The sequence below is a fragment of the Flavobacteriales bacterium genome, assembly GCA_020635395.1.
GTDB lineage: Bacteria > Bacteroidota > Bacteroidia > NS11-12g > UBA9320 > UBA987.
Map to the genome: position 1 here is coordinate 974,003 of JACJZV010000001.1, position 13,456 is coordinate 987,458.

Annotated in this window: 5 protein-coding genes; 2 read left to right on the forward strand and 3 right to left on the reverse strand. The window is 38.7% G+C overall.

Going from position 1 to position 13,456, the window contains the following annotated elements; genetic code table 11:
* Window positions 1–41 precede the first annotated feature (41 nt).
* Window positions 42–5,330 (forward strand): PKD domain-containing protein, encoded by a 5,289-nt coding sequence (locus tag H6607_04135; protein ID MCB9261541.1) that lies wholly within the window; start codon window positions 42–44, stop codon window positions 5,328–5,330.
* 88 nt (window positions 5,331–5,418) lie between these two features.
* Here the strand turns inward: H6607_04135 and H6607_04140 are convergent, their stop codons facing one another.
* From H6607_04140 to porU, 3 genes are all read right to left on the reverse strand, one after another.
* Complete coding sequence (locus H6607_04140) at window positions 5,419–6,864, reverse strand: T9SS type A sorting domain-containing protein (GenBank protein ID MCB9261542.1); 1,446 nt, start codon at window positions 6,862–6,864, stop codon at window positions 5,419–5,421.
* Between the two features lie 237 nt (window positions 6,865–7,101).
* The gene (porV, locus tag H6607_04145) at window positions 7,102–8,355 is read right to left on the reverse strand and encodes a type IX secretion system outer membrane channel protein PorV (GenBank protein ID MCB9261543.1); all 1,254 of its coding nucleotides are present in this window, start codon (window positions 8,353–8,355) and stop codon (window positions 7,102–7,104) included.
* Between the two features lie 62 nt (window positions 8,356–8,417).
* Complete coding sequence (gene porU / locus H6607_04150; protein MCB9261544.1) at window positions 8,418–12,194, reverse strand: type IX secretion system sortase PorU; 3,777 nt, start codon at window positions 12,192–12,194, stop codon at window positions 8,418–8,420.
* A gap of 241 nt (window positions 12,195–12,435) precedes the next feature.
* On the opposite strand from porU, the gene H6607_04155 reads away from it, so the two are divergent.
* On the forward strand, window positions 12,436–13,446 hold the full coding sequence (locus H6607_04155; GenBank protein ID MCB9261545.1) for a type IX secretion system membrane protein PorP/SprF: 1,011 nt from the start codon (window positions 12,436–12,438) through the stop codon (window positions 13,444–13,446).
* Window positions 13,447–13,456 lie beyond the last annotated feature (10 nt).

Consider the following 13,456-nt stretch of genomic DNA (forward strand, 5'->3'; position numbering starts at 1 on the left):
TCCCAAAGTTTCGTCCTATATTTGGATACCACAAAAAAAACATGCGAATTTGCTTTACCATACTTAGCTTTATATGTTCTACGGTTTTTGCATTAGCCCAAACCCAGGCCGACTTTACAGCCCCCACCACGAAAGGATGTTCTCCAATAACCGTTCGTTTTCAAGATGCTTCGAGTGGAAATATTGTTTCGTTTTATTGGACGTTTGGCAATGGCAATACCTCCACCCAAAAAAATCCGGCTGCTATTTTTTATAAACCCGGATTTTATGATGTTTCCTTAACCGTTACCGACAATACCGGAAAAACCAGTACGGTCACAAAAACAGGTTATGTTGAAGTTTTTGAGCCACCGACTGCTGATTTTACCATGTCAAAAACCAAGGGCTGCGAGCCGCTTTCTGTAAATTTTACCAACAGCTCTAAGCCGGGAAGTTCGGCATTGGCTACAACCACCTGGGATTTTGGCGATGGAAATACGCTAACATCCAACAATGCTTCACACGTCTATTCAAAATCAGGTACTTATTCGGTTTCTATTTTGGTAATTGATAAAAACGGATGTCAAAGCAAAATAACCAAAACATCTGCCATAGAGGTCTTGGCAAAGCCTGATATCAACATTTCTGCCGATAATACCTTTGACTGTACCCCACCATTAGTGGTTAATTTTAAAGATTTGACAAAATATGCCGGAACCGGAAGCACCTATAGTTGGGATTTTGGCGATGGTAGCACAAGTACTTCTCAAAATCCTTCGCACACCTACACCAGCAAAGGCTCTTTTACGGTAACCCTTACAGTGACAAATGCTGATGGCTGTGTTTCTACCCGCACCTTTCCGGCCTATATCAACATTGATGAGATAAAGCCTGATTTTACGGTGAGTAAAACGGAGGGCTGCGAACCATTGGAAGTTATCTTTACCGACAAAACTACGCCCAATGCCTCTGGGCTGACGTACATGTGGGATTTGGGCAATGGCTCAACACCCCAAACCAAAAATGCCAAAACCACCTACGGAGCCGGAAAATATACTGTGAGCCTTACCGTATCAAAAGGCGGAAAGTGTGGTAATAAAATTACCAAATACAATGAAATTACGGTTTATAAAAAGCCGGATGTTCAAGTATCTGTTAATAAGAAAAGAACTTGCGAACAGCCATTTACAGTGAGTTTTACGGATAATGGGACGGGCAGTTTTTCATACAATTGGTATGTTGATGGAATACCAAGATCGAACACCAAGAGTGGAACATATACTCTAACCAAATCGGGTACCTATCAGTTTACATTAATTGGAAAAAATGAATTCGGCTGTCCGGATACAGCATACGAATTCGTTACAATTGATGATTTGATACCCGACATATTTGCCGATGTAGAAGAAGGTTGTGCCCCGCTGACTGTTAATTTTACCAATAATTCGGAATATCTTGGGTATAAAATGTCGTTGCAAAGTTGGGACTTTGGAGATGGAGGAAAGGAAAATATTTCGGACACCACCCAACTGAGTACCACCCACACCTTTACCAAAAAAGGAGTTTATACGGTAAAACTAAAAATTACTACCCCCGAAGGTTGTCAAGGTTTTGCGGAAAAGACTATCAGAGTGGGCAAAAAATGGGAACCCAACATTGATAGTACCCTAGATACGGTGTGTAATTTGGAAGCATTTCAGATTAAAAATTTAACCAATATAGCCTTTAAAGATTCTTTGACAGCCTTGCATTGGAAACTGTATTCTAACAGCACATCTACCGATACTGCCATTACATCAAAAATAAGCAATGGGCACGGGGAATGGGACTTTAACATGAAAGAACATCATTTAGAAAAAGGGTATTATAACATTAGGCTGATTACAGAAGACAATGGGTGCTTTGATACGTTTATCAGAGCCAAACGTATCTATGTAAATCCGCCATTGGCAAAATTGGCCGCCCTGCACGATACATGCTCGAATGATACGATAAAATTGAGAAGTTTCTCGAAAGACTATGACAGCATAAATTGGACAGTAAACGGCAAATGGTATTCAAATAACACCCATATTGAATTAAATCCCAAAAATGTTAGCGGGCCGATAATCCTGAGTGCTTTTAATGGCAAATCTGGGTGTATTGATACGGTGAAATTTGTATATACGCCAAAACCAACTTTCCCAAATGGTTTTAGCAAATATGGAGATGTTTGCACACCGGCTACTATTAATTTAAAGGCGAGTGCTACAGAAGATTATCTTCAATTTCGGTGGGTAGTTGATGGAAAAGACACCACATTTGGGTCTAAACTAAATCTTTTTTACGATCAACCCGGAAAACATGTGGTGGAATATGTGGCTTTGGACATCTCTGTAACCGGAGGATGCAAGAAAACCACAATTGATACGTTAATTGTTGCTGGCCCCACGGTGGATGGAGATTTTGTAGGAAAACCTGCATGTGGCCCTGTTTCAACGCAACTTATAAACAAGAGCAATCCTGCCGACTTCGTAAAATTGTACTGGGAAATAGGAACAAATCAAATTCCGATTACCCAAAAAGGTACGATGAACTATGATTTTTACCAACCCGGACCCGACAGTGGTGGATTTTGGAAAGTAAGCCTTATTGGGGTTGATAAAAATGGGTGTATTGGCCGAAAGGATTTTAAAATGCAAGTTTTTGGGGTGGAAAAGGCCAAGATAAAGGTCTCCCGTTTTCAGGATTGCAGTGGCCGAAAATTTATTTTTAAGACCGATATACCGGCAAATGTTAACGACAGCAATTGGACATATCTATGGGATTTTGGCGATGGAACCCAAAAGGCTAACCAAAAAACAGTAAACTATGTGTTTGCCGAGCCGGGCAAGTACAATGTGAGGCTTTATATAACCAATGAAAATGGTTGTGTGACACGACCTGAAGAAATAATAGATATTGACAATGAAGCCCTGAGAGCCAAATTTTATGCAGATAGTTTGGTGAAAGATTGCCCACCACTGCACGTACAATTTGAGGATAGAAGTACACTGAACAACCTTAGAAGAATTGTAAAATGGGAGTGGGATTTTGGCGATGGAAGCACATCAACAGAGCGATACCCCAAAAAATTGTACTTAGAGTCAGGTTCATACAACGTAAAACTAAAGGTAACAGACGAGTGGGGTTGTGTCGATTCTATCGAATATCCAGGGTTCATATTAGTAAAAGGGCCATTGGCCACATATACGTTCGATAAAAATAATGGCTGTGTGCCATTAACGGTCAATTTTACTGCAGATACATCGAGAGCAAGTTCATTTAGTTGGGATTTTGGTGACGGAACGGTTATAAACAACAACTTAAAAATAGCACATACCTATAAGGATACAGGCAGATTTATTCCACTTCTTACCGTTAAAAATCAATATGGATGCACCTATACCGCCCCGCCAATCGACACAATCTATGTGCACCCCAACCCGTTTCCTGATTTTGAGTTGACCAAACCTTGTATAAATCAAGCATCGGTTTTTACAAACCTCACAAAAGCACAAAATGGGTCAACCTTTACTTGGAATTTTGGTGATGGAAACACCAGCACTGAATCAGCCCCGCAGCATACATACCTTAATCCGGGAACATATCCGGTAAAAATGACTGTGTTGACCAACAAGGGTTGCAAGGCAGATACCATCAAACAGATAAGTTTAAAAGACATTAAAGCCGATTTTGAATCGTTGAGCAAAAAGGTATGCGTGGGCAGTATGCTGAGTGTTTTGGATAAATCAAGAGCCGATAATGGCGTGATGAGTTGGCGATGGATGATTAACGATACCTTTGAGTACTACGGGCAAAATCCTCGAATTCAAACTACCAATGTAGGACCCGTAAAAATTCAATTAGCCATAACCGACAATTTGGGATGTAAAGATTCTATTTTAGACATAAACAAAATAAAGGTGGGAGATACACTGCCGCCACCACCCACCTCACTTTTAAGGGTAAGTGTGATGGACGATTATTCTTATTTGGTGGACTTTAATAAGAGTAATATTCCCGACTTTGATTGCTATCACATTTTTCATAATGATGGAGAAATTGCCAAGATTACCGACCCCAACGAAACAAGATTTGAGTTTACCAATCTCAACACGCTGCATAATGTCTATTGTTCAAAAATTGCGGTTGAAAATACATGTGGCATATTCAGCGATTTATTGGCCGATAGCAATGATTGCACTGTTGAGGTTTCGGCCAAAGGCGAGCTAAATCAAAGTAGGCTGAACTGGAACGCCTATCACGGATGGGATGAGGTAGAAAAATATTACATCTATCGGGAAGATAAAAACCGAGATTATGTCTTGCTCGATTCGGTGGCCGGAAATGTTTATGAGTATATTGACACCAATATTTTATGTTATCAAAAACACAGATATAAAATTTTGGCAAAAGAATATTATGGAAACAATCAAATAAGTTGGAGCGACACCTGCGAGGCTACGCCTATATATGTTAACTCATTGCCCCCAAATGAGTTGGTTAGAGCCACCGTGGAGTTTGATGATTACATTAGGCTGGAATGGCTGCCCACGCCATATAGCAAAATGCCAATAGACCATTATATTGTCGAAAAATCAGGTGATGGAAACAATTACAGCCAAATAAAAAATAACATTCCGGCTGGCACATTATATATCGAAGATAAAAAAGTTGAAGTGGATAGTCAGCCCTATTTTTACCGTGTTCGGGCGGTAGATGTTTGCAAAGATCAGGCACCATACAGCAATTTGGCGAAAACTATTTTATTGCATGCCGATACTGGAAAATATCAACGCCCGTGGCTTAACTGGACCAAATACCAAGGGTGGGATGATGGTGTTTCATTTTATGAAATTCAGCGAAAAGAACCCGATGGTACTTTTTTCTCAATGGGGTATTCGGATGGGGCAGACGATACTATTTTTAATGATAAAGAAACACCGTTAAATGAGCGTCCGAGCTTCTGTTATCGAATTATCGGTTACAAAAATATGCCCAATGATACAGCTCCACAAATTGTGAGTGTGAGCAATGAAGACTGTATTTGGGTAAGCAGTTGGCTTTGGGTGCCCAATGCTTTTTCGCCCAATGGCGATAATTTGAACGATTATTTTGTTACCCCGGGTTGGTACATAAAGGAATATCACATTGCCATTTACAATCGTTGGGGAGAAAAAGTTTTTGAGAGCAACTCGCTTTATCAAAGTTGGGATGGTAAATACAAGGGCGAGGTGGTAGAAAACGAAGCCTTTGTTTATATTATCAACAGCATTGGCATCGACAATGTAAAACGAGACTACAAAGGCACGGTAACGGTTATCCGGTAAAAAATGAAGTGGTCTTAGAAAATGAAAATCACTAATTAAACGGTGTTGCTTTCTTTTGGTTTATTATTCTAAAGGTTAATATCCAAGACTAAAATTTTATCAGTTTCGAACCAAAAACAGCTTCATTACTTTCCAATTTAACAATATACATTCCCGATATAAAGTTGCTTTTTTCTATTCTAATTTGATTGTTGTGGCAAAGAACGTTTTGCAAAATCTTTCCATTCAAATCATAAATAGTGGCACTTTTAATGGAGTTGTTTGCGGTGTTAAGAATAACCCACGAATCGGGTGTATTCAGAATTTCAAAATTGTTGCTTACTGGGGTAGCAATACTTTCCATTTTATCAAGTGTAATAAGAATATCATTGCTCATTGGGCTGTAACCGTATGCATTAACAGCTCTTATTTTTATGTGGTACTTTCCATTGGTTAACCCATAAATAGTGTAGGATTCGAGGGTTGAAATTATTTTGGTTGGGTTAAGAAATAAGGACGTTGTGTCTAAATATATTTCATAATAGTCGGCTTCAGAAACCGACAACCATTGAACTTGCACAGAATCAGATTTAATTGTTTGGCCATTAATAGGTAAACTTATTATCGGTTTTGTCATTTGATATTTAGTTGAAAAACTCCATACATCCGAGTATTTCGAATCTTCAATACCTGTATATCTGCTTTTAGCTCGCCAATAATAAGTAGCTCCAAACTTTAGCCCTTTAAAATAACCGGTGCTTCCATTATAGATGATAGGGTTTTGGAATGTTTCATCATCTTCCGACAATTCGACAAGTGAAGTGGTGTTACCAATTTTGTTGACAACATAATAATATTGTGTGTCTATTCCGGCAGATAAGTTTGCTGGTTTGTTTAATGTGGGGTTGGAGGCCACATCAAAATAATAATCATTTTCATATTCTTTGGTTGAATCTTTTGAACCATAATTTAAATATGCTTTGGCATGAAAATACACACGGCTACCAAACGGATATTTATCTAATTTGAATTGCCTGCTTCCAGAGGTTGATGTGCCTGAAACCGACGTTGCTGCCGCCGAACTAAAATCAGAGGTGGTGTCGAATATTCCAATATACTCCAAACCTGAGCCATAATCATCCGTGTTTATGAAAGTTATTGCATCATTTACGGCAGTGCCGCTTGCGGGCAAGTATGGATACAAAAACTTTTGAGTGGTAAAACTCAAAGTATCCGAATAGGGCGAATATCCATTTGATAATCTGGCTCTACATCTCCAGTAATATGTTTTATCAAAGCCATATTGAAGTATTTCCCAATCTATGCTTGTAAGTGCAAGAATAGAATCAACCATTTTAAATGGTGAATTAAAATTGGGTGTGGTGTCTAATTCAAAGTAATACATCCACCCGTCGGCAACTCCAGCCGACAACTTTAGATAAGTCTTTTGATTTATGTATTTTGTACTGCTATTTGGCTCTAAAGCCACGGGTGCTTGGGCATTTGCCAACGAAATAAAAAGACAAGCAAAAACAGAAATGATTAAAGTCTTCATAATTTTTTGTTTTTACGGAACATCACAAATGTACAATAAAGCGATAAATTTTAGTATATAAAACCAGTTCATTGGTTGAACAATGTAGTTTGGAGGCTATAAAACGGTTGGTTTCAATGTTCGCGAACAAATATCCCAATGTTTGCTGCATATTCCACAAAAGTCAAAAGCCAACCTTTCATTCAAAGGTTGGCTTTTGATAGTCCTATTGGGCAAAAGAAAATATTTTGTAAAAAACTACGACTTCGGCTTTGATGAACTTTGTTTGGCAAATTCGTCTAAATTAAATGAAAGTGTAAACCTCAGCGTGTTTTCTAATGGATGTCTTTGTTGAAAAGGTTTTAGGTAGGCAACATCAATACCAAATACTTGATACTTGATTCCCACTCCTAAGGTCATATATCTGCGACCACCTTTGGTATTTGCCTCATGAAAATATCCGGCACGAAGGGCAAATTGATTTTCATACCAATATTCCATACCAACATTGGTAATAACCTCTTTCAATTCTTCTTTCAAACCTCCGGGTGCATCACCTAATGATTTTAGCATACCTGCCAATGTGGGGTCTTGCGATGTGGAATATTGAAGCGGTTGAACGTAGTGCTTCGTTCCATCATCAAAAATAGAATCTTGACCCGCAGAATTTTGAACGTAGGCATATTGAGGTGTTGGCACCAATAATTTATTGAAATCAAGACCAAACGAAATTCGGTTGTGGTCATCAATTTCTCTTTCTATAGATCCGCCCAAACGTAGGTTGGCCGGAAGAAAATCTCTGTTTGCATCGGTGGTATAGGTAATTTTTGAACCCATATTGGTAATGCTGGCTCCCAAAGCAAATTTGTATATCTCGCCGCTTATTTTAAGCTTGTCGTCTTTATAATAGGCACCAATATCGCCCGCCACGGCACGGCCTGGTCGCACATCAACGTTGGTGGTTCTTACAGAAACCAAGCGGCTGTTGATGTATCTTGTGGCAATGCCAAAAGAGAATTTTTTCGACAATTGTAATGAATAACCAAAGTCGAAAGCAAATTCTTTTGGTTCATCAACGCCAGTGGGGTTTCCTAAAATATCGGTAAACTGAATGGTTCCTAAACTGAAATAGCGTAATGAACCTGTAACGGTGCTTCTGCCTTTATCGCCCACTTTGCTGTATCCAGATAAATAATAAAACCAAATATCAGGAACTAATTGACGAAGCCACGGTGCGGCACCCAAAGATATTCCACCATTATCTTCAATAAAAGCCATTTTGCCTGGATTCCAGTGATTTCCGGCTGCATCAGGTTTTGTGGCCACGCCTATATCGCCCATTCCCGCAGCACGTGCATCGGGTGTAATGGTTAAAAAGGGAACAGCCGTTGTTATAACGTTTCGCTGCCCCAATAAATCATTTTTGCTTATGGTTTGGGCATTTGTTTTCGGCATAATTACCAATAATCCGAAAACCGATATGAAAATCTTTACTTTATTTAATCTCACAATAATTCTTTCTTGTTATTGTTGTTAACGCAAAGGGCAAAGTTATATTTTTCTTTTAAAATAACTTATTTTAAAATGACCATTTTCTGAATGGCCTCTGCCTTTTGTCCATCTTCTGTTTTTATGGTTACCTTATATAGATAGACTCCTTTAGCCAATGGGTCGCCAAATTCATCGTTTCCATCCCACACTATGTTGCTAAAATGGCTTTGGGAGGCCACTATATTTTCGTGAAAAGATTTTACGATTCGCCCACTTATGGAGGTTATTTGAACAAGAACAGTCAGATTTTGTCCGGCCTTATTATGGTCAAAATGAAAAGCGGTGCTGGTGGTAAATGGGTTTGGATAATTCAACAAATTATCAATAGTGAGCTTATCATCTTTAGCCACCACAAATTCTGTATAATCCTCTGATGAATTGTTGTAAACATCCCATACTCGCACTTTGAGGGTATGCCTTCCCGGCTCTATATCGGCCAGTAAGTATCTTATTTCTCCTTCTTGGTATGAATTGAGTTTTGTTTCGTAAAAATCGTTAAGGTTGATGATTTTTTCAAATTCGGTTCCTGCATCTAAAATGGCTGTTAAATCTCTGCCAATGCCATTGCCAACGGTGTTGATGCCGTTTTCATCAAAAATTTTAACCAAAATGGTGGGGGAGGGGTTTGTAGTTCCTCCAAAAACCCAACTTTCATCGTTCATAAACAAATGAATTTCTGGCCCTGAGGTGTCGGTGGCTGTAACACTCGAAGTTCCACCAACGATAATGCCCGTATCAAAACCTGTGCCCGTAGTAATTCCATTACTCGAAAAGTAAGAGATTTTCCCTTGACCAAAGTTGTATGAAATATCTTTTGGAACCACAAATACAAAGGAAAATTTACCACTGTCCACCGTTATTTTGCCGCGATAAAGCACACCGTTCTGCATTTTGAAAGTTGCGGTAATACTTTTTGGGTCGTTTCCTCTTGTTTGATAATCTATGAATTTGTCAAAAACTGTCGGGTAAACTTCGCCTGTATAGTCAGAAACAAGTTGGTTGTTTTGGTCTCTGATTTCACCACTTATTTTGATTTTATCAAACGCTTTAAACGTGTCTATTTGTTGAACACCAACAATTGAATCATTGATAGATGTGGTAACCACTTTATATTTTGGTATGGCTAACTGCATGGCGGGGTCGGCCAATAGTGCAAAATTTCGTTGGTTTATACTACCCCCCGAATTGTTTTTTGCCGTTATATATATGTCGCCGATTGTTCGGTCTGGGTATTCCAATATGTTTTTATCCCAAATTTTGTCGCTCATTTCACTATTTACACCAAACAAAACCGACCGCATGGTAGTAAGTAAGCCAATGGCTCCACCGTGTTCATTAAACAACATCAATTCGCCCGGCGAATCTTGTTCGGGGTCGTCATACCGGCTAAGCTCACAAGTGGCCGTTATCATTAGGGCAAGGGCATCGTAGTTTTGCCAGTTCTTAATTTCTTCGCGGGTCACCACTCGCTCATGAGCTATGCCGCTGCCGCCTCCATGACCTAAATAGGCAAAAACCAGATTTCCTTTTTCAAATGATTTTGTAACCGCCAAGTTAACATCTGGATATTTTTCTCCACTTCCAAAACTTAGCTGCTCGTATGCATCGAGGTAGATTTTTTCAATGTTATAATTTGGTTGTTGAGCGTTTACTTTTTCTGTGGCTTTTTCGCAATCATTAAAATGATAATTACCATCCTCATCATCGCCTAAAAAAGTAAGACGATTTACCCAGTCTCCGTGCGAACTGACATCATGGTAATGTATAATTTTATCAACGGCAGTTTTTGCCTGTTCAGCATTTCTGCAAGGTATTCGGCCAACGGCCACATCAATATCTTCCATACGTAAATTTATGTCATACCAACCCTCCATATCATCAAGTATTCCATAAAACTCATCGGCACAATACGATTCTTCCGGAATTAAAACATCTCTGCTCTGGAAGGTCGGGACAAAATTGGTATTCGGCTCAACTTTGGCTTTATAATCGTAGCTGCCATCACCAAAAATGAGCACATGGTTTAATGGTTTTGAAGCTAACTGGCCTCTGTCGTAAATCATTTTTAAGAAATTTCTGATAGCCACGGGGTCTTGTTTGCCTGCGGAAAATTCGTTGTAAATGTCTTTATGGTTGACTACAACAGTGCTTTGCCCGTAGTGCGTGCGATGAAAATCGGCCAATCTGTTGGCCTCTGTTAAAAAAACAGAGTTAGTGATAATTATAAAATCAGCGGATTGAATGGCATGAAGATTTTGGTTTTTAACCACTGCCACAAAGGTTGCCGATTTTTCATTATTTGGTTCAAGAAGCACAAAATGAATCGGTGCAGAAGAAGTTGATTTAATTGAAACTCTTGAGTTTCCTTCGTTATAGGTCTCCTGAAATTTTGGGTTATAAAAGTCTGAAACATCCCAAATTTGGTAGTTTCCTGCCTCAAACAAAAATTTAACTACATTATAGTTTGCTGCTTCTTTGCATTTTGCAATTGTGGTGGGGCTTTTAATGCCCAAACTCACAGGAACAGCCAACGTGTAATAGTCAATCCAGCCATTTCCCTCACCCACAAGTGAGTATTTATAAAGTATATTGACTTGGTTTGACGAAAGATTAAATGAACCTATACCCGACAAAAGTCTTCCAAAGGTATCTTCGTAGCCTCCCCCCACAGAAGATACAGAATTGCTGTATGTGTTTGAGCCGTTCACATCAATACGTAGTGATGAAACATTTTGAATGGAGCGTCCTAAAAAGCGATGTTCAAAATATCCGGGCAAACTCGTTTCTACACCCACAAACGTGTGGTCGAAAGATTTGGTAATATCAAAATTAAATGCATCGCCAAACCAATATCTACCACTATGTAGTACATTTTCATCCTCTTGCTCGTGGTGCACGAGCTGATAAAAAAAGCTCAGCGAGGTGTCAAAACTATTACCCTGACCACTGGCCAGCTGACTTATCTTTTTGGAAGGTAACCCACCATGAGTCAGGTAAACAAAAGCCTCGTCGGTAAACAGATTTTTTTCATAAACGTATTGCCCTTTTGTATATTTCCAATTGTCTGCACCTTGAGCATAAAATCGGATGTAATCGCCGGCATCCATTTTATTATTTCCGTTATTATCAACCAATTCCACCGGAATTTCTCGTAAATCATCTGGTTTTTGATTGGCAATTATATCTGAAAGCATACCACCTTCATTTGCATATAGTTTTAGGGTGTTGGCATCTATATTATTAAGGCTTAATCCGGCTTCGGTCAATTGCTCATAAGTGAGTTTGTAAATTCCTTCAGAAGTGGTTTTGAATTGATACCAATCGCCTTGATTTAGCAGGCTGGTATTGGCAAAACTAATTGCCTTATTCTGCTTGTGTGAAATTTTTGTAGAAAAGTCGTCAATCAATTGAATTTCGAAAGAAACGAGTCTTTCAATAGCTCCTGTTGATGAAATTTGGTATGGAAAAATTTGAATGGAAAGGTGTGGCAACCCTTTTTGAAATGTTACATATTGGGTCATCAATTTTTGATTTTGAATAAACTCAAAATCGAATGGAATTTCGTTGGTTACGGGTTCAAATCGTTGATTTGTGATTGAGGCACGCTTAGTTTCATTTTCAATTCTAATCCGCTCAAAATAAAGGGGGTATGTAATTTTATTTTGGTTTTCATAAATGCATGATTGACATATAGTTGTTTTGTTTTGGTCTTCCCAATTTAGCGTTCTTACGTTAGATATTTGGGCATTAAGCCCAATAAAGACAAATAGAAACAATAAACTAAAAGCGATTTTTTTCATTCAATAAATCTATTAAAAATACTTACGACACACAATTTTAGAGTTTAAACAATAAAACGGCCACAAATATTGTTTTAAAAAATAATTTTGACTTTTGTGCAACAATTCATCGTCGTTGTGAATCATTGCAAAGAAGTCAAAATCAAAAAATTAGATTTTGAACTTTGGTTAGTTAATAAAATGGTTGTATTTTAGCACGTTCTTAAAAATGAAAATCACATTAAGTCAAAAAAGACAAAAAATGAAGACTCAGAGATTACTATATCGAGGCTTGGTGGCAGTGGCGTTGGGCCTTTTATTGTCTCCAAATGCAAAAGCTCAGGATCCTGAGTTTTCGCAGTTTTATGCAACTCCCGTTTATACAAATCCTGCCATGGCCGGAACCGGAACCTGCAATGGTGGGGGGCGTATGGTAATTAATTATAGAAACCAATGGCCAAGTTTGCCGGGCACTTTTCAAACCACGGTTGCCTCTTACGATCAACATTTTGAGAATGTAGGTGGTGGTTTTGGTGTGATATTGCTAAATGATGTGGCGGGCGAGGGTTTGCTTACCACCAATCAGGCTTCTTTTGTCTATTCTTACCTTTTAAGAGTAAGTAAAAAATTACACATGCGGTTTGGTTTAGAAGGGCAAATTATGCAACGAAACATTGATTGGTCTAAATTGAGATGGCCAGATCAGATTGATGCAACAAGAGGTTTTGTATTAAATACGCAAGAACCTCCACCAGTTAAGGGTATAACCTCTCCAAACTTCAATTTGGGATATTTGCTTTATACTGAAGGGTTTTATGCAGGTGTAGCAGTGCATAATGTTATTGAGCCGGTTCAATCTTTTTATGGGGATAATCAGGCCAAATTACCAAGAAGATACACCGCCCATTTGGGGTCGGTAATTCCATTGGATAAAAGACCCATAAGTCGATCAGAAGTTACTTTTAGCCCCAATGCATTGTTTATGATGCAAGGACAATTTACCCAATTAAACTTTGGTTTTTATATGAACAGAGGACCGCTGGTTTCTGGTTTGTGGTTCAGACAAACATTGGGAGAAGTGAAAAATTCGGACGCTTTGATGCTGTTAGTAGGCTTTAGAAAAGAAAAATTCAAATTTGGTTATAGTTTTGATTTGACAGTTGACTCAAAGAAAACAGCGGCCAAAGGTTCTCACGAAATAAGTGCAGCCATAGAGTGGTGTGCAAAACCACCAAGAAAAATATACAAACCATTGAGATGTCCTGACTTCTAAATAAAAATTA

Excerpts from the sequence above, each read along its gene's own strand:
- H6607_04155 (MCB9261545.1), top strand. The coding sequence starts at position 12,436 with ATGAAGACTCAGAGATTACTATATCGAGGCTTGGTGGCAGTGGCGTTG.
- H6607_04135 (MCB9261541.1), top strand. The coding sequence starts at position 42 with ATGCGAATTTGCTTTACCATACTTAGCTTTATATGTTCTACGGTTTTT.
- H6607_04140 (MCB9261542.1), bottom strand. The coding sequence starts at position 6,864 with ATGAAGACTTTAATCATTTCTGTTTTTGCTTGTCTTTTTATTTCGTTG.
- porU (MCB9261544.1), bottom strand. The coding sequence starts at position 12,194 with ATGAAAAAAATCGCTTTTAGTTTATTGTTTCTATTTGTCTTTATTGGG.